The 23,125-nt window shown below is 59.2% G+C and carries 20 protein-coding genes; 6 read left to right on the top strand and 14 right to left on the bottom strand.

Translation table 11 applies throughout. The features are described from left to right. The first annotated feature begins 17 nt into the window (after positions 1-17). Positions 18-209, top strand: a complete 192-nt coding sequence (locus ACJD00_RS04800) for a hypothetical protein (protein ID WP_418908719.1) — start codon at positions 18-20, stop codon at positions 207-209. A 55-nt stretch (positions 210-264) separates the two neighbouring features. Here ACJD00_RS04800 and ACJD00_RS04795 read toward each other — a convergent pair whose 3' ends face one another. The 11 genes from ACJD00_RS04795 to pdhA form a co-directional block, all read right to left on the bottom strand. Then, the gene (locus ACJD00_RS04795; RefSeq protein WP_418908718.1) at positions 265-1,941 is read right to left on the bottom strand and encodes an ABC transporter ATP-binding protein; all 1,677 of its coding nucleotides are present in this window, start codon (positions 1,939-1,941) and stop codon (positions 265-267) included. Continuing rightward, positions 1,938-2,987, bottom strand: coding sequence for an ABC transporter permease (locus ACJD00_RS04790; protein WP_418908717.1), 1,050 nt, complete (start codon positions 2,985-2,987; stop codon positions 1,938-1,940). Before ACJD00_RS04790 ends, ACJD00_RS04795 begins: the two co-directional genes overlap by 4 nt. 16 nt (positions 2,988-3,003) lie before the next feature. Next, entirely contained in the window at positions 3,004-4,521 is a 1,518-nt protein-coding gene (locus ACJD00_RS04785; RefSeq protein WP_309408201.1) for an ABC transporter permease, read from the bottom strand. Between the two features lie 140 nt (positions 4,522-4,661). Next, entirely contained in the window at positions 4,662-6,464 is a 1,803-nt protein-coding gene (locus tag ACJD00_RS04780) for an ABC transporter family substrate-binding protein (protein WP_418908716.1), read from the bottom strand. A gap of 424 nt (positions 6,465-6,888) precedes the next feature. Then, a complete protein-coding gene (locus ACJD00_RS04775; protein WP_418908715.1) occupies positions 6,889-8,529 on the bottom strand; it encodes a dipeptide ABC transporter ATP-binding protein in 1,641 nt (546 codons plus the stop codon). A gap of 2 nt (positions 8,530-8,531) precedes the next feature. Further along, entirely contained in the window at positions 8,532-9,542 is a 1,011-nt protein-coding gene (locus ACJD00_RS04770; RefSeq protein ID WP_418908714.1) for an ABC transporter permease, read from the bottom strand. After that, positions 9,535-10,461: an ABC transporter permease gene (locus ACJD00_RS04765; protein ID WP_418908713.1), complete on the bottom strand. Its 927-nt coding sequence runs from the start codon at positions 10,459-10,461 to the stop codon at positions 9,535-9,537. The genes ACJD00_RS04770 and ACJD00_RS04765 overlap by 8 nt, the downstream gene beginning before the upstream one ends. A 159-nt stretch (positions 10,462-10,620) precedes the next feature. Continuing rightward, the gene (locus ACJD00_RS04760; protein ID WP_418909305.1) at positions 10,621-12,252 is read right to left on the bottom strand and encodes a peptide ABC transporter substrate-binding protein; all 1,632 of its coding nucleotides are present in this window, start codon (positions 12,250-12,252) and stop codon (positions 10,621-10,623) included. A gap of 193 nt (positions 12,253-12,445) precedes the next feature. Beyond that, complete coding sequence (locus tag ACJD00_RS04755) at positions 12,446-13,747, bottom strand: dihydrolipoamide acetyltransferase family protein (RefSeq protein WP_418908712.1); 1,302 nt, start codon at positions 13,745-13,747, stop codon at positions 12,446-12,448. Next, complete coding sequence (locus ACJD00_RS04750) at positions 13,744-14,745, bottom strand: alpha-ketoacid dehydrogenase subunit beta (RefSeq protein WP_418908711.1); 1,002 nt, start codon at positions 14,743-14,745, stop codon at positions 13,744-13,746. The genes ACJD00_RS04755 and ACJD00_RS04750 overlap by 4 nt, the downstream gene beginning before the upstream one ends. Continuing rightward, positions 14,745-15,863: a pyruvate dehydrogenase (acetyl-transferring) E1 component subunit alpha gene (gene pdhA, locus ACJD00_RS04745; RefSeq protein ID WP_418909304.1), complete on the bottom strand. Its 1,119-nt coding sequence runs from the start codon at positions 15,861-15,863 to the stop codon at positions 14,745-14,747. The genes ACJD00_RS04750 and pdhA overlap by 1 nt, the downstream gene beginning before the upstream one ends. Before the next feature lie 153 nt (positions 15,864-16,016). Here pdhA and ACJD00_RS04740 point away from each other — a divergent pair, with 153 nt between their 5' ends. After that, positions 16,017-16,484 (top strand): Lrp/AsnC family transcriptional regulator, encoded by a 468-nt coding sequence (locus tag ACJD00_RS04740; protein WP_418908710.1) that lies wholly within the window; start codon positions 16,017-16,019, stop codon positions 16,482-16,484. 82 nt (positions 16,485-16,566) lie between these two features. Here ACJD00_RS04740 and ACJD00_RS04735 read toward each other — a convergent pair whose 3' ends face one another. Together ACJD00_RS04735 and ACJD00_RS04730 are read right to left on the bottom strand one after the other, a co-directional pair. After that, positions 16,567-18,186: a cation acetate symporter gene (locus ACJD00_RS04735; protein ID WP_418908709.1), complete on the bottom strand. Its 1,620-nt coding sequence runs from the start codon at positions 18,184-18,186 to the stop codon at positions 16,567-16,569. Beyond that, on the bottom strand, positions 18,186-18,530 hold the full coding sequence (locus tag ACJD00_RS04730) for a DUF485 domain-containing protein (RefSeq protein WP_309408215.1): 345 nt from the start codon (positions 18,528-18,530) through the stop codon (positions 18,186-18,188). Before ACJD00_RS04730 ends, ACJD00_RS04735 begins: the two co-directional genes overlap by 1 nt. A gap of 183 nt (positions 18,531-18,713) precedes the next feature. On the opposite strand from ACJD00_RS04730, the gene ACJD00_RS04725 reads away from it, so the two are divergent. The 4 genes from ACJD00_RS04725 to ACJD00_RS04710 are packed head-to-tail and all read left to right on the top strand — an operon-like array spanning position 18,714 to position 22,450. Then, on the top strand, positions 18,714-19,889 hold the full coding sequence (locus ACJD00_RS04725) for a sensor histidine kinase (RefSeq protein ID WP_418908708.1): 1,176 nt from the start codon (positions 18,714-18,716) through the stop codon (positions 19,887-19,889). 10 nt (positions 19,890-19,899) lie between these two features. Continuing rightward, positions 19,900-20,616 (top strand): LytR/AlgR family response regulator transcription factor, encoded by a 717-nt coding sequence (locus tag ACJD00_RS04720; protein ID WP_418908707.1) that lies wholly within the window; start codon positions 19,900-19,902, stop codon positions 20,614-20,616. After that, positions 20,613-20,987, top strand: coding sequence for a hypothetical protein (locus tag ACJD00_RS04715; protein WP_418908706.1), 375 nt, complete (start codon positions 20,613-20,615; stop codon positions 20,985-20,987). Before ACJD00_RS04720 ends, ACJD00_RS04715 begins: the two co-directional genes overlap by 4 nt. Then, positions 20,984-22,450 (top strand): cation acetate symporter, encoded by a 1,467-nt coding sequence (locus ACJD00_RS04710; RefSeq protein WP_418908705.1) that lies wholly within the window; start codon positions 20,984-20,986, stop codon positions 22,448-22,450. Before ACJD00_RS04715 ends, ACJD00_RS04710 begins: the two co-directional genes overlap by 4 nt. A 45-nt stretch (positions 22,451-22,495) precedes the next feature. Here ACJD00_RS04710 and ACJD00_RS04705 read toward each other — a convergent pair whose 3' ends face one another. After that, a complete protein-coding gene (locus tag ACJD00_RS04705; RefSeq protein ID WP_418908704.1) occupies positions 22,496-23,068 on the bottom strand; it encodes a DivIVA domain-containing protein in 573 nt (190 codons plus the stop codon). Positions 23,069-23,125: the final 57 nt, after the last annotated feature.

Here is a 23,125-nt window from a genome sequence, read left to right as displayed (position 1 = left end):
GTTCACAGGAGTAGTTCATGGATCTGGCCTCAATCATCATCCTGATCAGCATCATCGTGTTGTGTGCGCTACCCGTCTGCCTCGGCCTCTACCGAAGCTGGGATTCTAAGGCCGACCGGCTCGAAGGCAGCGATCCAGAAGTCGCTCAGGCGCTGCGCGACATGCGCCGCGACATTGAACGAGGGCGTGCCGCCTACCGCAATCGCTAACAAAAAAGATGATCTCGGCCCCCAAGGACCGAGATCATCTTAGTTTTCGACGTGACTACTTCGTGGCGTTCAGCTCGCGCCACGCGGCGCGACGCTCGGCCTGTAGCACCGGATCCGGTACCGGCGCGGCGGCCAACAGCCGACGGGTGTAGTCATGTTGTGGCGCATGGAGCACGTCTTTCACCGGACCCTGCTCAACAGCCTTTCCGCTTTGCATCACCACAACGTAGTCAGCCAGCATGTCGACCACGGCAAGGTCGTGACTGACGAACAGGCAGGCGAAGTTGAAGTCCCGTTGCAAGTCCTGCAACATCTCCAGAACCACCGCCTGCACCGAGACATCCAGCGCACTGGTTGGCTCATCGGCGATCAACAGTTCGGGATTCATCGTCAAGGCTCGGGCAATGCAGATACGCTGGCGCTGGCCACCGGATAACTCGTGTGGATAACGGTTGATCACGTTGCGCGGTAGCTTCACTGCATCCAGCAGTTCCAAGGCACGGTTGATACGCTCTTGCTTCGTGCCAACCTTGTGCACGACCATCGGCTCGGTAATGCACTCACCGATAGGGAAACGAGGATTCAACGAGGCCGCAGGATCCTGGAAGATCACCCCAATGTCCTTGCGGATCTTGCGGGCCTCCTTCGGGGACAGCTTCGGCAGGTTATGCCCCTTGACCGCCAGAGTGCCCTCGGCCACCGGTAACAACCCGAGAACGGCCTTGGCAATCGTCGACTTACCGGAACCGGATTCTCCCACGATGCCCAGCACTTCGCCCTTGGCCACATTGAAGGAAACATTCTCCACAGCACGGAAGGTCGAACCGCGCATATCGTATTCAAGCACAAGATCCTTGGCCTCGAGCACCAGCTCACGCCCTGCCGGCGCCGTGGCGCTGGTATGGGTGGCCGTCTCATCGATCTCAACCGGCGTCAGCCGCGGAACCGCGGCCAGCAGACGCTGGGTGTACTCGTGCTGCGGGTTCATCAGCACTTGATCGACGCTACCGGTTTCCACCAAGTTTCCTTGGAACATCACGGCCACCTGATCGGCCATATCGGCCACCACACCCATGTTGTGGGTGATCAGTAGGATGCCGGTATTCAGGCGGTCCTTCAGCTCACGGAGCAGATCAAGAATTTCGGCCTGCACCGTCACGTCCAGTGCGGTCGTTGGCTCATCGGCAATGATTACCCGAGGGTCACAGGAGATCGCCATCGCGATGACGATGCGCTGACGCTGACCACCGGAGAACTGGTGTGGGTACTGCTTGATGCGTTTGGCCGGGTCGGGGATCCCGACCATGGTGAGCAATTCGATCGCCCGGTTGGTGGCCTCGCCACCGTAGGCGATGCCGTGAAGTTCCAAGGCCTCGGTTAACTGCCGTTCAATGGTCAGCACCGGGTTCAGTGCCGTCATCGGCTCCTGGAAAACCATGGCAATATCGGTGGCGCGCATCTTGCGCATCTTGCCCTGGTCGAGGCCGACCACATTGACGTTTCCGACCTTGGCTTCACCGGTAATTTTGGCGTTCGACGGCAGCAGACCCATGGCGGCGGTGGAGGTCACCGATTTACCTGACCCCGATTCACCGACCAACGCAACGACTTCGCCGGGACGCACCTGCAGGCTCAAGCCCTTGACGGCTTGTACTTCGGGTCCCGAAGTTTCGAAGGTGACCTTCAAATCGTCGAAGCTCAGGGCATAGTTTTCTTCATTCATCGTGCTCATGCCCGATCCTTTCGGTTCTTCAGGAAGCTAAAGAGGCCTCGGCGATGTCCGGTGTGGCGGGGGTCGAAGGCATCTCGAAGACCATCACCCAAGAAGTTCACACTCAATGCGATTGCCACAATGATCATGCCCGGCCACCAGAAGAGCCATGGGCGGGTGGTAAACGCATTCTGGTACTGGCTAATCAGCAGACCCAGCGACGACTCTGGTGGCTGTACACCGAAGCCTAGGAAGGACAGCGAGGACTCGAGCAAGATCGCGCCTGCGATCGCAAAGGTCGCATTGACGACAATGACGCCGATCGTGTTCGGAAGCAGGTGCTTGAAAATCACTCGCGAGGTCTTAGACCCCATTGCCTGCGCCGCGGCCACATACTCGCGTTCACGTAACGACAGGATTTCACCGCGAACCAGACGGGCAAGACCGGTCCAGGTCACCAGGCCCAGCACGAGCGCCAGAAGGATGATCGACCCCGAGGAGGAGCTCGCGATCTGTCCCAGAACAGCTGCCAGAACCAGCAACGGGATCACGATGAACAGGTCGGTAATTCGCATCAGGACCTCGTCGACCCAGCCGCGGAAGTAACCGGCCAACGCGCCGATGATCGCCCCGATGAAAGTGGCGACGATACCCACGACGAAGGCAATGATCAGCGACTTTTGGGTGCCGTTCATTACGAGGGCGAAGTAGTCCTTACCCACCGAGTCCTGACCAAATGGGTGCTCACCCCATTGGATGCCCGAGCCCCCAAGCCACGTGGGAAGCAATGAGAGGGTCGGCTTACCGCCATCGACCACAACACCGGCTTCCAAGTAGCTGGCCTTCCACCAACCCGGAAGTGGCCCATAACCAATAGAGGTGAAGGCGATAATCGCGATGACGATCAGCAGGATCGAGGAAAACATCGCCGGCTTATGCCGCAGGAATCGTCCCCAAACGATCTGAGACTGGCTCTTCGACTGCTCGTCTGAACTAGCGAGCTTCGCGTCCTCGAGCTCGGCAAGGGATGTCAGGTTTTCCGGCATCTTATTATTCGTGTTAGTCATCAGATGTCCCTATTCCCTAGACCCGGATCCGCGGGTCGAGCAGTGCGTAGACAATATCGGCCAGCAGGTTGAAGAGCACGGCAGCTGTACCCGTCACTAAGAAGAAGGCCATCACAGGTGCCGGGTCGACGGCACGCAGGCCAGTGATGAACAGTTCGCCCATGCCTTTCCAGCCAAAGACGCTTTCGGTAATGACGGCGCCGCCGATCAATCCGGCAAAGTCGAAAGCTGCGATCGTGGCGATCGGAATCAAGGCATTGCGGAAGGCGTGACGGAAAATCACGGTACGCTCGCTCAAACCCTTAGAACGTGCAGTTCGGATGTAATCCTGCTGCTGAACTTCGAGCATCGAGGACCGGGTGTAACGCGAGTAGCTAGCCAAGGAAATAATTGCCAGCAGGATTGTCGGCAACAGCAGCTGGGTTGCGTTGTCTAGGAAGTGATCCCAGAAGGTGCCTTTGAGGTTCGCCGTCGAGGACCCGATGGTAGCGATTGGTCGCCCCTTGACCTCGAGGAAACCGGGCCATGCTCGGAAGAGGTGGTCAATAACGGTCAGACCGGCACCGACAAACCCAACGGTTACCGAAACACCGGCGGCGATCCGCTTGAGTCGTCCGCCCATGAACCAACCAACCAGACCCGGAATGACAACGGAGAGGATTGCCCCGAAGATCAACACCCAAGCGTTGGCGTTTTGCAGCAGTGAGAAGGTGGCGTAGTAAGCAACCAAGACGAGCGCGGCAGAGATCAGTGCCGGATACAGCACCTTCTTCTCCTTCATGCCTACGCTCATGGCAGTGGCACTCAACGCCAGCAATACGGTCAGTACGACGATCACTGCCGGTCCCATCTGCGGGTACCGGTAGAAATTCAGCCAGAGGGTGTACTGCAGGATCAGCGGTACGAACACCGCAGTGATAATGAAGGTGATCCCACGGCGCTTAAGCGAGCCGCCTAAGAACATTTGGAGTATCAAGCCCAGCACCACGCCAATGGCGATACTCGTGCCGATTGATATCTGCGGATTGGCCAACCAGTTGTTGTAGCCGATCGCTAAGAATTCCTTCAGCAACACTGCGGCCCAGAACACCGGCAGTGAGAAGAACAGGAAGGTCAAAAAGGTCACGAGGTAGTCAAGACCCGAATACTGTCGCACGGCCGTAAGTACGCCGATCGCAATACCGAGAATGGCGGCGATAACGGTTGCAAGGAATACCAAGCGCAGCGTAGACGATGCCGCGTTCCCTAGTAGGTCGGCGACCTCAATACCGTTGATATTTCGGCCTAGGTCGCATTGACCGATGATGCAACGCGAGGCCCCGGTCAACCAGGTCCAATAGCGCAGGTACCACGGCTGCTCGAGATTCATGTAGTCGATGCGCTGTTGCATCAAGTACTCGCGATTTTCTGCGTTACTCTCGCGCAGGTCACTGAGCGGGTCACCGGCATTGATGACCAGGATATAGAGCAGGAGCGAGGCGCCAAACAGTACGCCGATCGCCGAGCCTAATCTCTTAAGAATGAACTTCCACACGGTTTTTTAGTCCTCTTTTTCTTCTCACCTTGAGCGCACCGTCTCCCCCGATGGGAGGAGGCTAGACACGCCGCGGGGCCCGATGATGATCGGGCCCCGCGGGCGCTCACAGTCGATGAATGCGTTTTAGCCCCGTGGGCCTACTCGGCACGCACCCACTGCTGGGCGTTCCAGACGATCTGATCCTGGGTTGCCGTGTGGCGGACATTGTTGATATCGGAACCGGAAGCGCTCAGGCCCGGGTGGGCGAAGACCGGAATACCGTAGAGGTCATCCCAGAGCAGCTTCTCGATCTTCTTGACCTGTTCCTTGTGGACGGCCGGGTCCAGCGAAGAAGCTAGGGTGGCCCATTCGGCGTCGACCTGCTCGTTGGAGTACTTACCATAGTTCTGCGGCTTGCCGGTGCCGTAAATGTTCTGGCCCGAAGAGATCTGGCCCGAACCAGCCCAAGCGAACAGTGCTACTTCGTAGTCTCCACGATCCTGGGTTCCGCCCGGTGCGAAGAACTTCGGATCACCGGCGTCCTTCACTTCGAAGCCTGCCTGATCACAGGACGACTTGATGGCTGCGACCTCATTGGTACGACGCTCGTTCGGCTTGGAGTAACCGATTCGCACTTCGGTGCCCACCGCATCCTGCTCTTCGAGGATCTTCTTAGCACCTTCGATGTCCACCTCGTCGTAGCGGCCGTCATAGGCTGCGTCCACAACTTCCTGGTAGCTCTCCTGGAAGGGGAAGACCTCGCGGGCGTTCATGACCTTAGCCTCTGGGTTCAGCGGCTTGATCAGGTTATCCACGATCTGCTGACGCGGAACGCACATGGCGAAAGCCTTGCGCAGTTCGAGGTTGGTGAAGGCATTGCCCTTAGCGAAGTTGAAGTCCAAGTGCTCCCAGGTCAAGGTGTCGCCCTGCTGGATGTTTACAGCATCGCCCAAGCCCTGAAGCTGAGCAAGGGTGTCAACCGTCGGCTGCGGGTTGATGACATCCAAGTCCTTGTTCTGCAGGGCCTGCACCATTGCAGCGTCCTCCACGAAGCGGAAGGTCAGGTTCTTGGTCGCCGCTGGCGTGCCGTAGTAATCCTCGTTCGCGGTCAAGGTGACCGACTCGCCGGCCTTCCACGAATCGAGCTTGTACGGACCGGAAACCGGCATATCGGCTTCGTCAGGCAGGGTACCTGGCTTAGTCATCCAGCCTTCGTTCCAGAACTTGGCGGCCTTCTCCAGCTTCTTGGAATCGCCAGCGCGAGCTGCCTCAACGAACTCTTCGGTCGTGAGACCACCCTTCTTGGCCACGATATGCGCCGGGTGGATCATCCAGCTCTGAATCTGCCAGTCCGGATCCGGATCCTTGAACTCCACGGTGAATTCCTTGGAGTCGGCGGCGCCCTGCGGGCCCTTGGGCACGGTGTCGCCCAGATCGGTGGAGACCGACGAGAACAGCGGCTTGTCCTTGGAACCCTTGTTCAGGTTCAGGTTCTGCACCGACCAGGCCAACACGGCGTCGGCAGTGGTGATCGGGGTGCCGTCGGACCACTTGGCGTTCTCGTTGATGGTGTACTTGATGGTCAGCGGGTCATCGCTGATCTTTTCGAAGCTACCGAGGTCTTCGTTGGGGTAGATCGTTCCATCGGTACCGAAGTAGGTGAACCCTGCAAACATACGGTCGGTGATGGACGAGTTGTAGGTGGAGTACGTGTTTGGAGTGAAGCCGTTGTAGCTGATGAACTCCGGCGCACCGACGGTCACCTTGATGGTGTCATCCTTGGTCGTGACATCACCCAAGTCCGCAAGGCCGCTGTTGGTTACCTCGGCGCCGTTGCCGCCGCCAGCCGAATCGGTGGCCGTCGGGTTGGAATCACCCGGACCGCCTGGGGCACATGCGGACAGTGCCAATGCCATGGCAGCGCCAACCGCTACCGCTTTCGAAACGCGTTGCATCCGCATTTCGCCTCCTTGAAGTGAATGGACGAGCTTTCGGGTAAATACACCCAGTGTGGAGCACATCACATGAATGCTCCTTGGACTATAGAGTAACCACTTTTTGTGGCGTTGGATATAGAAAAATCCGCTTCACATTTACTCTCCAACCGTAGATAACGGCATCGTGACCCACGCAACATTTGACCTCAGTGACTGAGACCCGGCTCACTGCCCCGAGAAATCAAGGATCTCTTTCACATTGGGAAAATTCAATCAGAATCGGGCATTGACTTGGTCGACACCCAAAGAGGTTTATAACGTTTTTGCAACATTCATGCGGGGGCGCGTCATACACGAAACATTTGCTGAATATTCCGGTGGAGCATGCAAAAAGGGGCCATGGTTCTGAAGAACCATGGCCCCTGATACGGACGCGACACCGTGCCGTTTACAGCAAAGTTGCACCCGGGATGGCGTTGAGCAGGTTGCGTGTGTAGTCGCTCTGCGCACTCGTGAACACTTCATCGGTGGATGCATGCTCCACCATCTTGCCGCGCTCCATCACGACCACGTCGTCCGCGATCTGACGCACGACAGCCAAGTCGTGAGTGATGAACAGATACGTCAAGCCAAGCTCGTCCTGCAGCTGCTGTAGCAGTTCCAGGACCTGAGCCTGCACCAGCACGTCGAGCGCGGAGACCGCTTCATCGCAAACGATCATTTCTGGCTGAAGCGCCAGAGCGCGCGCGATGGCAATACGCTGACGCTGTCCGCCGGAAAGCTCATTCGGAAAACGGTGCATAGTCGAAGCAGGCATGGAAACCTGGTCCAGCAGCTCTCGAACCTTCTTCTCACGCTCAGCAGTAGAACCGATACCGTGAATACGCAAAGGCTCTTCGATCGTGCGGTAGATCGAATACATCGGATCCAATGAGCCATAGGGGTCCTGGAAAATGGGCTGCACCCTACGACGGAACTTGAACAGTTCCTTCTCGGAGAGCTTGCTCATTTTTTGACCGTCGAAGGTAATTTCACCACTGGTCGGTTCGAGCAGGTTCAACACCATCTGGGCGATGGTGGACTTTCCCGAACCCGACTCACCGACAACAGCGGTCGTAGTTCCGCGAGGAACCGCAAAGGAAACCTTGTCGACCGCGGTGAATTTATCCTTGCGCCCAAAGCCCTTACGGATATCGAAGACCTTGGTGAGATCCTTGACCTCCAGCACGTTGTCGTTCTTAGCAGCCTGTTCTTCGTGAGGAGCCTTGACCTCAACACCCTGCTTCGCTGCCAATGACGGTGCCGAGTTGATCAGACGCTTGGTATAGGGGTGCTGGGGGTTACGCAACAGCTCCAACGCGGGGCCGGACTCGACGACCTGGCCCTTATACATGACGATGACCTTTTCGGCGCGCTCTGCGGCCAAGCCCAAGTCGTGCGTAATCAAGAGCACGGCAGTACCCAGCTCGCTGGTCATGGTATCCAAGTGATCCAAGATCTGCTGCTGCACCGTAACGTCCAACGCGCTGGTCGGTTCATCGGCAATCAAGAGCCGTGGGCGGCAAGCAAGGCCGATGGCGATCAGTGCACGCTGGCGCATACCACCGGAGAACTCGTGCGGATACTGTTTTGCACGAGCCGCCGGATTCGGTAGCCCTGCATCCGCCAGCACCTGCGCCACACGTTCGTTGGGCTTATCCCCCGCTAACCCATTGGCTTTCAGAGTCTCCTTGACCTGAAAGCCGATCTTCCACACCGGGTTCAGGTTACTCATCGGGTCCTGCGGCACCATACCGATGTGGTTACCGCGCAGTTCGACGAATCGCTTTTCTGGTGCTTTAGCCAGATCCTCGCCATCAAACAAGATCTGCCCAGCGGACACCTTGCCGTTGCCCGGCAGGAGCCCAATGGCAGAGAGAGCCGTGGTGGATTTACCCGAGCCCGATTCCCCCACGATCGCCACAGTTTCGCCCGGCATCACCGTGAGATTGGCGTTGCGAACCGCGTTAACCGGTCCTTCGGGAGTGGAAAAGGTGATCGCCAGATCCTTAATCTCCAACAACGGCTTAGGAGCACTTACTTCGCTCATCGCTAGGCCCCCTTACGTGCTTTAGGATCCAGTGCATCGCGCACTGCGTCACCGAGCATGATGAAGCTCAGGACGGTAACGGACAGGAACAATGCTGGCCACATCAGGACCATTGGGTTGCTACGCAGCTGCGTCTGGGCCGCTGCGATATCGTTGCCCCAACTCATAATCTCGTGGGGCAATCCGACGCCAAGGAAGGACAGTGTCGCCTCGGCGACAATGTAGACTCCGAGGTTCACCGTCGACACGACGATGATCGGTGCCAACGAGTTAGGGATAACGTGGCGTAGCAACGCCTTGAAACGGGAAAGCCCCAAAGCTCGCGAGGCAGTCACGAAGTCTGCGTTACGCACCTCGATGACGGCACCGCGGGCGATACGAGCGATCTGTGGCCAACCGAACACGGCCAGGGTGACAATAACCGTCCATGGACTCTTATTTTCACGGAACAGCGGCAGCTGCATCATGATGATGGCACCAAGGATGAGCGGCAATGCGAAGAACACGTCACCAACACGGGCCAGAATGGCATCCAACCAGCCACCGTAGTACCCGGCAAGGGCGCCAATGGTCGTGCCTAGAAGCACTGTCAAGATAGTGGTGAACACGCCCACCATCAACGACGCTCGCGTCCCGTGTATAGCTCGCGAGTAGATATCGCAGCCCTGGAAATTGAATCCCATCGGGTGTCCGGATGCTGCCGGTCCGTTGGAGTTTCCAAGAACGCAAAGGGTGGGGTCTACCGAGCTGAAAAGGTTCGGCAAGGCAGCAACAACGATAATCGCCGCAATCAGAATGGACGAGACGATGAACAGCGGGCGCTTGCGTAGCGACCTCCACGCCTCAGCCCACATGGACAGCGGCTTACCGGTTTCCTTTACCGCATCGACGCCTTGAAGTGGCGTTTCACTAATCGGAGCGACGAAGTGCTCGATCTTGTAGTTGGAGACCTTTCCCTCGCGTTTGCCGCGGGGAGCACCGGCCTCTGGATTAGGAGTCAGATTCTCAGGCATAACGGATCCTCGGGTCAAGCAGGGCGTAGAGCATATCCACGACGAGGTTAGCGATAACGAAAATAATCACGAGCACGCCAACGATGGCTACCACGGTCGGCGTTTCACCCATGCGAATCGCCTTGAACAATAGGTTGCCGATACCGGGCACGTTGAAGATACCCTCGGTGACAATCGCGCCACCCATGAGCGCACCAAGGTCGGCACCCAAGTAGGTCACGACAGGAATCAGCGAGTTGCGCAGAATGTGCACGGTGATAACGCGTGGACGACTCAGACCCTTGGCAGTAGCTGTACGGACATAGTCTGCGGTCTTATTTTCAATTACGGACGTACGCGTCAGGCGCAAAACGTACGCGAAGGAAACTAGACCAAGCACCAGGCCGGGAAGGATCAACTCGCCCCAGGTAGCTTGACCGGAAACAGTTGGTTTAGCCCATCCAAGCTGGACACCGATCACTACCTGCAACACGAAACCGAGTACGAAGGTCGGTACAGCAATCACCAGCAGCGACAGCACGAGAACGGTGGAGTCGAAGATCTTGCCCTTACGCATACCGGCGATGACACCGAAGATGATGCCGAAGACGGCTTCGATGGCAATGGCGATCACGGCCAGGCGTGCGGTTACGGGGAACGCTCGTGCTACGAGGTCGCGTACTTCCTGCCCGGAGAATGACATGCCCAAGTCGAAGGTCAGGAGATTTTTGAGATACAAGCCGTACTGGACCCAGAACGGTTTGTCCAAGTTGTATTGGGCCCGCAGCGCGTCCTCGACGGCCGGTGACATCGGCTTGCCACCGGAGAGCGCCGCAATGGGATCTCCGGGAGTGGCGAATACCAAGAAGTAAACCAGCAACGTGGCCCCGATAAAGACCGGGATCAGTTGCAGGAATCGTTTAAGCACAAAACTGATCATGAGAGCGTACTTCCAGACGCGAAGCGTGAGTAATCCATGGTGAATCCTGAGAATTGAGGCGACGGTACACGCCAAAGGGAGACCCTGATAAAGCCTCGGGTCTCCCTCGACGTAGTTCTCAGACTCGGAGCCAGTTGGCCCCAAGTCGGATCCGGCTAGTTACTTGCCGGTGATTTCTTGGTAGAGCGGCACACCGTTCCAACCAAAGGTGACGTTCTCAACGTTGTTGCTCCAGCCACCCTGGACTGCCTGGTACCACAGTGGGATAGCCGGCAGATCCTTCATCAGGATTTCCTGTGCCTTGTTGAAAACTTCCGCGCCTTCCTCAGGGGTCTTGGCAGCCAAGCCCTCGGATAGTGCCTTGTCGAACTCCTCCGAGGAGTACTTTCCGTCGTTCGAACCAGCGTCGGTGCCGAAAAGCGGGCCAAGGAAGTTGTACAGCGACGGGTAGTCAGCCTGCCAACCGGTGCGGAACGCGCCGGTCATCTTGTACTTGGTGACCTCGTTACGCAGTTCCTTGAAGGAGGTGTATGGCTTCGGTGCCACGTTGATGCCCAGGTTGTTCTTGACCTGGTTCACCACGGCCTCGACGTATTCCTTGTTACCGGCACCATCGACATTGAAACCGATGGTCAGCTCGTTGTCGCCAAACTTCGAGATCTTCTCAGCCTCGGCCCAACGCTTCTTGGCTTCTTCTGGGTTGTAGGTCAGAACCTCGGCACCCGGAAGTGCATCGTTGTAGCCTTCGAGCACCGGAGCGGTGAAGTCCTTAGCGATGACCTTGCCGCCGTAGTAGATCTTGTCGATGATCTGCTGACGATCGATTGACATCGAGATGGCCTGTCGACGCAGGTTACCCTCTTCGTCTTGCTTGAAGTGATCCAAGTAGCTCGGAATGGTGATGGTGGCGTTACCGGCGTACGGCGAGTTCACCGAGCGGTCACCCAGATCGTCCCGGTACTGGGCCAGGTTCATCGGGGGCACCTGATCGAGCACATCCAGGTTGTCGGACACAAGATCCTGGTATGCAGCCTCAGTCGACTGGTACACCTTGAAGTTGATGCCACCGTTCTGTGCTTCACGCGGGCCGTCGTAGTTCTCGTTCGGCTCAAGCATGAGGTTGACGTCGTGGTTCCACTCGGTCAACTTGTACGGACCGTTGCCAACCGGGTTCTGGCCGAAGGCGTCAGGATCGTCGAAAGCGGCTTCCGGCAGCGGGTAGAAGGCGGTGTAGCCCAAGCGCTGCGGGAAGTCTGATTCGGGCTGGGACAGTTCGACGGTGAAGGTGGTCTCATCGACAACCTTCAGGCCCTCCATGACATCGGCCTTGGCGTCCTTAGCCTGCACCTCGTCAAAGCCCTTGATGGACTCGAAGAAGTAGGAGTTCAGCTGAGCGTTCTTCGCCGCTGCGCCGAAGTTCCACGCGTCCACGAAGGAGGAAGCGGTGATTGGCGAACCATCGGAGAACTTCTGGTCTGCCTTGATCTTGATCGTGTAGTTCTGGGAATCCTCGGTTTCGATGGACTCGGCCAGTTCGTTGACGACCTTACCCTTGGCGTCGTAGCTCACGAGGCCGGTGAAGATCATGTCCATTACGCGACCGCCACCAACTTCGTTGGTGTTTGCCGGCAGCAGACCGTGCTGCGGCTCAGTGGTGTTGGCGGTGATGACCTTGTTGGTGTCGCCTCCGCCGCCGTTGCCGCCGGCTTCATTGCCGCCGCCGCAAGCGGTCAGGGTCAACGCCAAGGCGGCGGACAGAGCCAGCGCCTTCGATGCGTGCGAGTTCCGCATCATAATCTCCTCAACAGTAGAGTTGCCTTCCAGCATTCTTCGAGTGCGTCACACACGATGGTGAGGTAATGCACTTCGTGAACGAGGTTACAACAAACATTACGAAACAACTAATGAATACTTTCAATCAGTGAGCACCTCGAGCAAAGTCTGGGTCGATATGTGAAGCGTCATCTTCATGATCCCTAGTCAGCTAGGCAAACAAATTCACCATGCCCGGGTTAGTTAAAATTTGGCCAAGATCTGCGAGAAATTCACTTCCCTCCTTGCCGTCAATCACCCGGTGGTCGAATGAGAGGGCAAGGGTGGTCGTGTGACGAAGAGCAACTTCACCGCGATACTCCCACGGGCGGCGGGCCACTTGACCCAGCGCGATGATGCCGGATTGACCCGGTGGGATAATTGGTGTACCAGCGTCGACACCAAAAACGCCGACGTTCGTCACGCTGAAGGTGCCACCGGTTAGCTGGGCGGGGCTGAGCGTTCCTTCACGACCCTGGCGGATCAATTCGGAGAGCTCCTTGGCAAACACATCAAGCGTCATCGCCGAGGCGTCATGCACGACCGGAACCAATAGGCCCCGCTCGCTGGCAACGGCCATACCGAGGTTCACCGTCCCGCGTTGCAGGATGTGGCCGTGCTCTTGAACCCAAATCGAGTTCAACGCACGATGTCGCGCCAAAAGCTTGACTGCGGTGAACGCGGCGAAGGTCGTGAAGTTGATCTTCGTATCCTTCAGGCTGCGGTGTGCCCGAAGTTGTTCAACCAGCGCGAGTGATTCGGTCACATCAACGGTGAGGAACTCGGTGACGTGCGGTGCCGTAAAGGCCGAACTCACCATGGCGGCCGCGGTGGCCTTGCGCACCGCGCTGGGGATGATCACCTGATCGCGATCGGTTTCTGCCGTACCGGAGGTTGCTTCCTCCCTCGGCTGGGAGGAGGCCGGTGGTGCAATCAGTGCTTGCACATCTTCACGGGTCACCAGACCCTCTGGACCTGTGCCCTGTATCGATTCCAGATCGATGCCGTGATCGCGTGCGAGCTTGCGTACCGGCGGGGTGCTGCGGGTTACATAGCGACGTTCGCTTGGCTCTTCGGCGAGCGCGTGGTTATCCGGCACGGGTACGGCGGCAGCTAGCGCCGAGCCGCGACGACGACGCGCTGGCCGGTGCCCACCGGAGGACGGTGCGCCGTAGCCAACTAGGGTGGGGGTACGTTTCGGGGCGGGTTTGTCGCTGGTCGGTGCCTCTGAGTCGGAGGAAATCGTTAGAAGTGGCCCGCCAACCGGAACTACCGTTCCGGGTTCAGCGTGGATTTCGGCCACCACGCCGGCATATGGGCAAGGCAGTTCGACGACCGCTTTCGCGGTTTCTACCTCGGCGATCACCTGATTTAGCGAGACCTCCTGGCCCACCTCGACCTTCCAGTTCAACACCTCGGATTCGGTGAGCCCCTCCCCTAGGTCTGGAAGGGTGAAAACTTGCGTTGCGCTCATCGGGCGGCTCCCTGTGCGGTTACTTCGTCTCGTCGCATCACGGTATCCACGGCATGCAACACGCGGTCTAGGTCAGGTAGGTGGTGGTGCTCAAGTTTTGAGGGAGGGTACGGCACATCGAAACCGGTCACCCGCAATGGAGCATGGTCGAGGTAGTCAAAGCAGCGTTCGGTGATGCCGGCAGCGATTTCGGCACCCAGCCCGCCCTGTGCACTGGCCTCGTGCACGATTACCACACGGCCGGTGTGTTTCACCGACTCGGTGATGGTGCCCCAATCCAAGGGGTCGAGGGTGCGTAGGTCGATAACTTCCATCGAGATCTGCTCGTCTTCGGCCGCTACCGCCGCATCGTTCAAGGTGTACACGGTCGGGCCATAACCGATGGCCGTCACGTCATCGCCGCGACGCACCACACGGGCACATGGCGCCTCATCGCGCCACCGGTCGCCATCGGGCAGCTCGGCCTTTTCGTGATAGCGGCGTTTGGGCTCGAAGAAAATGACCGGATCGTCGCAGTCGATCGCCTGCCGCAGCATCGTGTAGGCGTCCTCGACGGTGGACGGCGCGAAGACGCGCAAGCCAGCAGTATGCACAAAGTAGGCTTCGGGCGACTCGGAGTGATGTTCCGGCGAGCCAATACCGCCACCGAAAGGGATCCGGACGGTGACCGGCATCTTGACTCGTCCACGGGAGCGGTAGTGCAACTTCGCTAGCTGCGAGACAAGCTGGTCGAACGCCGGGTAGGTGAAGCCATCGAACTGGATTTCCACGACCGGACGGTAGCCACGGTAGGCCAAACCTATTGCGGTACCAACGATCCCGGACTCGGCCAACGGGGTGTCGATCACCCGGTGTTCGCCGAACTGCGACTTCAGTCCATCGGTCACGCGGAAAACGCCACCGAGCGTACCGATATCTTCGCCGAGCAGCACGACCTTTTCATCGTCGGTGAGCGCGTCACGCAACGAGGTGTTCAGTGCTTGAATCATGGTTGGCATCAGGCATCCTGCCCTTCGAAAGTCTCCAAATATTCGAGGTAGCCGGTGCGTTGCGCTTCAATGAGCGGATGGGGTTCGGCGTACACGTTCTCGAAGAGTGCTTCGGGACCTGGATCCGGCATGGAGGTGATGGCAGCGCGCAGATCGGCGGCGAGCTGGTCGGCTGCTTCTTCGGCTCGACGTTCCATGGCCGGAAGGTCCGCGCCAATCTTCTCTAGGTATTTACGCAAGCGATCGATCGGGTCCTTCGCACGCCACTTATCGAGTTGCTCCTCGGTGCGATACCGGGTGGGGTCATCGGCAGTGGTGTGTGCACCCATGCGGTAGGTGACGGCCTCGATGAATACCGGGCCTAGTCCGTGGCGCACATATTCGGTGGCCGCCTTGGTGGCCGCATACACCGCCAAGACGTCATTGCCGTCTACCCGCCACACCTTGAGTCCGAAGCCATGGGCTCGGTCCGCGATCTGCGTCCGGCTTTGCAAGCCGACGGGTTCGGAGATGGCCCACTGGTTGTTCTGGCAGAAGAACACCACGGGTGCTTGGTAGCTAGCGGCGAAGACCATGGCTTCATTGACGTCACCTTGGCTCGTCGCACCGTCACCAAAGTATCCGAACGCAACCTGGTGCGACCCGTCGAATTTAATGCCCAGCGCGTAGCCGACGGCATGTAGCGCTTGGGCGCCGATCACAATCTGCTGGCACGCAATATTGACCTGGTAGGGATCCCAACCGCTCGGGGTGACTCCGCGCCAAACGCTGAGCAGGTCTTGAGCCTTGACACCGCGCGCCCAAGCGACGGCATGTTCACGGTACGAGGGGAAAATAAAGTCGTCGTTGCGGGCGGCGCGAATCGAGCCGATCTGCGCGGCCTCCTGCCCCAACAGGGGTGCCCAAAGCCCTAGCTGGCCCTGGCGTTGCAGTGCATTGGCCTCGGCGTCCATGCGCCTGACCACGACCATGTCACGCAGGAAATCCGACAGCATGGCTGGTGTCAGATTGGCCAGGTAATGGTCCAGTTCGGTATCGGGGATTCGTTCTCCATCGGTGCTAAGTACCTGGTGGGTCGGTAGACCCTCGGCATCAACATCCATGCGTTGCGTGGACACGATCGGCATCCTTAATCTCGCGTGCTCGGTCTGGTCGGCCCGGCGATCATATTCCCGGGTATGTGTGATGCTACTCACAATATGCATACCGCACAATGCTTACGCGATGAATGGAGCACTTTGCCCTGTTTCTACCGTCGAATGGGTGCTAATCTGCGCTTTATGGTGAACGTGGACATGACCGACCGGCGCATTCTGCTGGCCCTGACCGAACTGGCAAAACGTAGCGCCGCGTCGCTTGCGGAGCACCTGAACCTGGGCCGCAATACCGTGCAGTCGCGGCTCAATCGACTGGAGAACGAGGTGCTTCTGGGCCAGGAGGTGCGCGTTCCGCCCCATGCCTTGGGCTACAATCTTTTGGCCTTTATCGAGTTGCATGTCGAGCAGCATCATCTCGCCTCGATCACCGAGGCACTAGCCAAGATGCCGCAGGTGCTTGAGGCCCACGGATTGACCGGATCTGCCGATATTTTGGTCCGCGTCTGCGCCGTCGATGCCCATGATCTCTTCCGGATTCACGGTCAGCTTCTGCACTTGCCCGGCGTAACCCGCGCCGATTCGGCATTGGCGATGGCAGATCTGGTCCCCTACCGCACCAGCGAATTGCTGCGGCATTCGCTCAGCGAATGACCTATCGATCCATGCACGCAAAAGATGCCCCGAAGCCTGTGAGCTTCGAGGCATCCCTTGCATGCGATGAGTTGATATTTGCTTAGTGGTCGACTGCCTTTTCCGCACCCACGCCGGTCAGTGAGCGGACTTCCATTTCGGCACCCTTTTGCTCATCCTCACGACCCTTGTCGGTGACCGATCCGATCCAGCCGAGCAGGAAGGCCAGCGGAATCGAGACAATACCCGGGTTTGCCAGCGGGAAGAAGGCAATGTCGAGGCTTGGAATCATGGAGGTTTCCGAGCCGGAGAACACCGGCGAGAAGATGATCAAGATCAGCGCCGAGGCTAGGCCACCGTACATCGAGAACACCGCACCGCGAGTTTTGAATCCACGCCAGAACAACGAGTAGATGATGGTCGGCAGGTTAGCACTGGCGGCCACCGCGAAGGCCAGCGCCACCAGGAAGGCCACATTCTGACCTTGCGCTCCGATACCGCCGAGGATAGCGAAGACGCCGATGATGATCACCGTGCGGCGAGCGACTTTCATTTCCTTCTCGGGAGTGGTCTTGCCCTTGGCAATCACCGAGGCGTAGATATCGTGGGCGAACGAAGCCGCTGCGGTAATCGTCAGGCCGGCCACCACCGCGAGGATCGTGGCGAAAGCCACCGCCGAGATCAGGCCGAGCAGCAAGGTGCCACCCAGTTCGTAGGCCAACAGCGGTGCCGCGGAATTCACGCCACCCGGTGCGGCCTTGATCTTATCCGGTCCAATCAGCGCGCCAGCCCCGTAGCCCAGAACCAGGGTGAACAGGTAGAAGGCGCCGATGAGCCAGATCGCCCAGACCACGGACTTGCGAGCTTCCTTGGCGGTGGGCACGGTGTAGAAACGCATCAACACGTGCGGCAGACCGGCGGTACCCAGCACGAGCGCCAGGCCCAGCGAAATGAAGTCCAGTCGGCTGGTATCGGATACGCCATACTTCAGACCCGGGTTGAGGACCTCAGGGTTGTTGGCCACCTCGGCGGCCTTGCCCAGCAGTTCGGAGAAGTTGAACCCGAAGAGCGCCAGAGTCCACACGGTCATGATAAAAGCGCCGGCGATCAGCAGGCAGGCCTTGATGATCTGTACCCAGGTGGTGCCCTTCATGCCGCCAACCAGTACGTAAAGGATCATCAGCGCGCCGACCACCACGATGACCAAAGACTGGCCGAACCGCTCGTCGATCCCCAATAGCAGGGACACCAGCGCGCCGGCACCGGCCATCTGAGCCAGGAGGTAGAACAGGCAGACCGCCAAGGTGGAGACCGCCGCCGCAATACGCACGGGACGCTGCTTGAGACGGAAAGAGAGCACATCGGCCATGGTGAACTTACCGGTATTGCGCAGCAGCTCGGCCACCAAAAGCAATGCCACGAGCCAGGCCACCAGGAAGCCGATGGAGTACAAGAAGCCGTCATAACCGTTGATGGCAATTGCGCCGACAATACCTAGGAAGCTGGCCGCCGAGAGGTAGTCACCGGCGATCGCCGTACCATTTTGCGTGCCAGTAAAGGAGCGGCCACCGGCGTAGTAATCGGCGGCGGTCTTGTTGTTCTTGCTGGCACGCAGCACGATCACCAAGGTCACACCGACGAAGGCGATAAAAATTCCGATATTGACCCACGGGTTACCCACCTGTGTGCTGGCCGCTTGAGCCAGAATCAGCGACGAATTCATTACTTCACTCCCTCGTCTTCGAGGCGTTCACGAATCTTCGTGGCCTTTGGATCCAGCTTGTTATTCGAGAAGCGCACGTAGGCGGCGGTGATCGCGAAGGTGGATACGAACTGCAAAAGCCCCAGTACGATACCCACGTTGATATTGCCCATAACCTTGATCGACATGAAGTCGTGGAAATAGTCCGCCAAGATCACGTAGGCGAAATACCAGACCAAAAAGAATATGGCCATGGGGAACACGAAGCTACGGTGTGTGCGGCGTAGCTCTTGGAATTCGGCCGAATCCCTTTCCGCAATAAAGTCGATGTCGCTATCGACATCGTTTGGCGAGTTGGCAGTCATCACTTTTCTCCTCATCGATGCGATGGCTCACGCCATCTGTGACTCACCTCACTATCGCCTAGTCCATTCGCGTACGACTAGGGGCATCGCAGGAGTTTCGGGCCAGCGGACTCAATCCTGCGCTCAACGGCCACCGCCCGAACGATAAGCGGCAACCGGTCGCAGAGCACGTAGGATGAGTCCATGTCCACCGGCTTGCAGATCGTCCTGATGGTAACGACCGTGAGTGTCGGCATCGCCATCATCGGTTATCTGGGATTCAAGATTTCCCGTTCCACCCGCGAGATGGGTACGGATGCCGAGCAGGCAACGTTTCAGGCGCTGCATCATATGTCGGTAGCCGTACCGCACCTTTCGCGCGGTATGAGTCAGGAGGGCGCAGCCAAAAGCGCCAAAGCGCTACGCCGACTCTTGGCCTGCCAGGTGCTGGTCATTAGCGACGCCACCGCCGTGCTCGCCTCCGAGTCATCCATCGGGTTCAACGATCACCTGCGCGAGATCTGCACCCAGACCAGCGCCGCGGCTTTGGCCGACCGGAAAACCCAGGTCCACCGTTCACCCGGGCTCGATGCCGTCTCCGCACCGATCATGGTCGGCCAGACGGCGGTCGGCACGGTGACCGCGGTCTCGGCGAAGGCTGGGGCGAGCTTTGTGCGGGCGGTCTCCGAGGTGGCGGTCTTTATCTCCACCCAGGTCTCGCTGGCCGAACTTGATAAGTCCAAGGCCCAACTGCTCGAGGCGCAGGTCCGCGCGCTACGTGCCCAGATCTCACCGCACTTTATCTACAACTCGCTCAACGCGATCGCGTCCTTCATCAACACGGATCCGGCTCGCGCCCGCGAACTCGTTATCGAGTTTGCCGACTTTACCCGCTACTCCTTCCGGCGACGTGGAGACTTCACGACGCTGGCCGAAGAACTTGAGGCCATCGACCGGTATCTGCTGCTCGAAAAGGCCCGCTTCGGCGAGCGCATCCGAGTTTCGTTGCAGATCGCCCCAGAAGTGCTGCCGACCCAGATTCCGTTCTTGTCTTTGCAACCGCTGGTGGAGAACGCGGTGCGTCATGGGTTGGAGGCCCGCCCCGATGGCGGGCTGATCTCCATCACCGCCACCGAGGAGGGCCCGCATGCGGTAATCCGGGTGGAAGACGATGGGGTGGGCATGGACCCGGCAGAGCTCTCCGAGGTGCTGGCCGGAACCACCGAGAACTTACACGTAGGTTTGCGCAACGTCGATATCCGGCTGCGTCAGTTGTACGGGCAGGAGCATGGACTGCTCATCGACACCGCCCCCGGCGCGGGCACCATGATCACCTTACGCATTCCAAAATTTCGCGCCCCGACCAGCGTGAACCGGTAGACTCTTGGCCATGATTAATGTCGTGGTCGCGGACGACGAGATCCCCGCTGTTGAGGAAATCGCCTACCTGCTAGGGCAGGACGCACGCATTGGCACGATTCACCGCGCCACCTCTGGCGCCGCGGCGCTCAAGGCCCTGGAAGACAATGACGTTCAGGCGCTCTTTCTCGATATTCACATGCCCGCGCTCAGCGGACTGGATATTGCCCGGGTGATCTCCCGGTTCGCCAATCCCCCGGTCATTGTCTTCGTCACCGCCGATGAGGACCAAGCACTCGAGGCCTTCGAGCTGGCCGCTATTGACTACGTCCTTAAACCGATTCGGCCGCAACGGCTCGCCGAGTCGGTGCGCCGCATCTGCGAAATCGTGGATGAGACCCCGGCGAAACCGGAAATGATTACGGTGGATCAGGGCGGGATCACCAAGATGATCCCATTGGCCGAGATCGGTTACGTACACGCACAGGGCGACTACGCCCGGCTACACACCAAGGACTCCAGTTATCTCATCCGGGTGCCGCTGAACGATCTCGAACAGCAGTGGGCCTCGGCAGGTTTTGTCCGCATTCACCGCTCGTACCTTGTCTGCATGGACAAGATTGACACCATGCGCTTGCAAACGGGCAATGCCTCGGTGATCGTCCACGGCACCGAGCTACCGATCGCCCGGCGGACGTTGCCCGAGGTGCGCGAGCGGCTTGCCGCGCACCGGGTGCGACCGCTATGAACGAGCACGATCAACAGCACTTCGCCGAGCAGCGCAAACTGCGTGTACGCGTGCAGGCCCCGTCGGATGCACCCATCGCTCCGACAACCGGGCTCAAGGAACAGAGCGCGGAGAACTTCTACGTCCGGCAGCTTGTCCGCTCGCAACTGCGTTTAGCCATCAGCGTGGCCTCCGGGGTGCTGGTTCTGCTCCTGGGGTTCGCGGCGTTGGTCATGGCCGGTTCCAGCATGGAGCAGATCACGCTGCTGGGCATCCCCCTATCTTGGTGGGTTCTGGGGGTGGGCATGTACCCACTGATAATCGTGGCGGGCCTGCTCTACACCTGGAGTGCGGTGCGTAACGAGCGCCGCTACCGGAGCATCGCCAAATGATGCACTCCCTCTCACTAGCCGCAGTGGTCACCATCAGCTTGGCCACGGTGCTCATTGCCGTCTTTGGTTTGCGGCTTTCGCGGACCACCAGCGACTTCTATGTGGCCTCACGCACCGTGAAACCGTGGTGGAATGCCTCGGCCATTGGCGGCGAGTACCTCTCCGCGGCCTCCTTCCTGGGTGTTGCCGGACTGATCGTGATGACCGGCCAGTCAGGCCTATGGTTTCCCATCGGTTACACAGCCGGCTATTTGATGCTGCTGCTTTTCGTTGCGGCACCCCTGCGCCGCTCGCGGGCCTACACCATCCCGGACTTCGCCCAGATTCGTTTCGACTCGGCACCCGGAGTGCGCAAGCTGACCGCGTGGCTGGTGGCGGCGATCTGCTGGCTGTATATCGTCCCGCAGATGCACGGGGCCTCGCTCACCCTGAGTATTGCCACCGGGCTGCCCGGGTGGGTTGGGCCGCTGATCGTGGCCACCGTGGTGTGCCTGACCGTACTCTCTGGCGGCATGCGTTCGGTGACCTTCGTGCAGGCTTTTCAGTACTGGTTCAAACTCGCAGCCTTGGTGATCCCCACCGTCTTTTTGCTGCTGACCCTGCGACCGTTCGCGGAGAACGCGCACGGGCAGCTGGAGTTGCGTGAACAGTTGCAGTCGGTCGTGGGCATGAGCGGCTACGAGACCGTCTCGGTGATTCTCGCGTTGCTCTTTGGCACGCTGGGGCTGCCGCATGTGCTGGTGCGGTTCTACACCAATCCCACTGGGCAAGCGGCCCGGAAGACCACGGTCATCGTGTTGGGATTACTTTCGATCTTCTACCTGCTCCCGGTGATTCTGGGAACCTTAGGCCTGCTCTATACCCCGCAGCTACGTGAAAGCGGCAATACCGACGCGACCGTGTTGCTGCTACCGCAACAGGTATTCGACTCCCCCGTCGCCGATCTGCTCACCGCCGTGGTGGTCGGCGGGGCCTTTGCCGCATTCTTGTCCACGACCTCGGGGCTTGTGGTCTCCTTGGCCGGGACGCTCTCGCAACAGTTTTTTGCCGGGACCGTACGCGGCTTTCGCATATCAACGCTACTGGCCACGTTCTTGCCCGTGGGAATCGCGCTGTTGACCAGTTCCTTGGCGCTGGCCGGGGCCATCGGCAACGTTTTTGCCTTCACCGCCTCGACCATTTGCCCGTTACTTCTGCTCGGGATCTGGTGGCGAAACCTGACCGCCCGCGGGGCCATGGCCGGAATGAGCGTCGGGGCGATCAGTTGTGCCCTGGCCCTGCTGATCGCCGGGCCGCTGCCCGCAGATACCGCTACCTGGTGGGCACAATTACTGCGGCAACCCGCGGCCTGGAGTGTGCCGCTGGCCTTCCTGACCATGGTGATAGTTTCCCGTGCGACCCGGCGGACGGTGCCCGCGGAGGTGGACCGGGTGATGGCCCGTTTACACGTCCCCGAATCCTAGGCCGTTACCCGGCACATCAAACAAGACGCGCGGTCTTTGTGAGGGTTAGTCGATGGAGGCCATCAGCTCGACCACGCGGTCGAGGAAGGCATCAACCTGGGACTCTTCGTAGCCCTCGGTGCCAACGGCCGAACGGAACTCGACACGGCGCACCGAATCGACACTCATCGGCACATCGTGCTCGAAGTAGTCAATGAGCTGATCACACAGGCGGTCCACGTCTTCAACGTTGTAGCTGCTGGCGTTCGAGCGCGAGGGGCGGCGGAAACGCTCACCCTTGGCGCGGTGCAAACGTCCCCGCAGAATCGCTGCCAAGCGACCCACCTGCTGTAGCCAGACCTCTTCGCCCTGGTGGGCGATCAGGTCATCACGCTCTCGCTTGGCAAAGACGTCCTCGAGACGGTCCAGCGCGCCGTCGACCTCGCGGGCGTTGTAGCCACCCTTCTGCGGGGCAAAGGTGGTGCGCCGCACCAAGTGGCTAGTGACCACGCTGTCGTCCGAGCCCTCACCGTTGAAGGTGGCGCGGGCACGCGAAAGGAAGGCATCGACCTGCTTCATGTTGTAGCCGAATTCCTGTTCCTGAACGCGGGAGAACGGAGCTTCCTGCTGCTGCGACACGAGACTTCCTTCAATACTGAGTGGTGATTCCTAGGCTCTCCGACGCGGAAGAGCACG

Origin of the sequence: Glutamicibacter endophyticus, from assembly GCF_048457885.1 — a bacterium.
GTDB lineage: Bacteria > Actinomycetota > Actinomycetes > Actinomycetales > Micrococcaceae > Glutamicibacter > Glutamicibacter endophyticus.
This window is presented reverse-complemented; position numbering and strand designations above follow the sequence as displayed.

Coding starts and splice junctions, on each gene's coding strand:
- ACJD00_RS04800 (WP_418908719.1), top strand. CDS start 18: ATGGATCTGGCCTCAATCATCATCCTGATCAGCATCATCGTGTTGTGT.
- ACJD00_RS04795 (WP_418908718.1), bottom strand. CDS start 1,941: ATGAGCACGATGAATGAAGAAAACTATGCCCTGAGCTTCGACGATTTG.
- ACJD00_RS04790 (WP_418908717.1), bottom strand. CDS start 2,987: ATGACTAACACGAATAATAAGATGCCGGAAAACCTGACATCCCTTGCC.
- ACJD00_RS04780 (WP_418908716.1), bottom strand. CDS start 6,464: ATGCGGATGCAACGCGTTTCGAAAGCGGTAGCGGTTGGCGCTGCCATG.
- ACJD00_RS04775 (WP_418908715.1), bottom strand. CDS start 8,529: ATGAGCGAAGTAAGTGCTCCTAAGCCGTTGTTGGAGATTAAGGATCTG.
- ACJD00_RS04770 (WP_418908714.1), bottom strand. CDS start 9,542: ATGCCTGAGAATCTGACTCCTAATCCAGAGGCCGGTGCTCCCCGCGGC.
- ACJD00_RS04765 (WP_418908713.1), bottom strand. CDS start 10,461: ATGATCAGTTTTGTGCTTAAACGATTCCTGCAACTGATCCCGGTCTTT.
- ACJD00_RS04760 (WP_418909305.1), bottom strand. CDS start 12,252: ATGCGGAACTCGCACGCATCGAAGGCGCTGGCTCTGTCCGCCGCCTTG.
- ACJD00_RS04755 (WP_418908712.1), bottom strand. CDS start 13,747: ATGAGCGCAACGCAAGTTTTCACCCTTCCAGACCTAGGGGAGGGGCTC.
- ACJD00_RS04750 (WP_418908711.1), bottom strand. CDS start 14,745: ATGCCAACCATGATTCAAGCACTGAACACCTCGTTGCGTGACGCGCTC.
- pdhA (WP_418909304.1), bottom strand. CDS start 15,863: ATGCCGATCGTGTCCACGCAACGCATGGATGTTGATGCCGAGGGTCTA.
- ACJD00_RS04740 (WP_418908710.1), top strand. CDS start 16,017: ATGGTGAACGTGGACATGACCGACCGGCGCATTCTGCTGGCCCTGACC.
- ACJD00_RS04735 (WP_418908709.1), bottom strand. CDS start 18,186: ATGAATTCGTCGCTGATTCTGGCTCAAGCGGCCAGCACACAGGTGGGT.
- ACJD00_RS04730 (WP_309408215.1), bottom strand. CDS start 18,530: ATGACTGCCAACTCGCCAAACGATGTCGATAGCGACATCGACTTTATT.
- ACJD00_RS04725 (WP_418908708.1), top strand. CDS start 18,714: ATGTCCACCGGCTTGCAGATCGTCCTGATGGTAACGACCGTGAGTGTC.
- ACJD00_RS04720 (WP_418908707.1), top strand. CDS start 19,900: ATGATTAATGTCGTGGTCGCGGACGACGAGATCCCCGCTGTTGAGGAA.
- ACJD00_RS04715 (WP_418908706.1), top strand. CDS start 20,613: ATGAACGAGCACGATCAACAGCACTTCGCCGAGCAGCGCAAACTGCGT.
- ACJD00_RS04710 (WP_418908705.1), top strand. CDS start 20,984: ATGATGCACTCCCTCTCACTAGCCGCAGTGGTCACCATCAGCTTGGCC.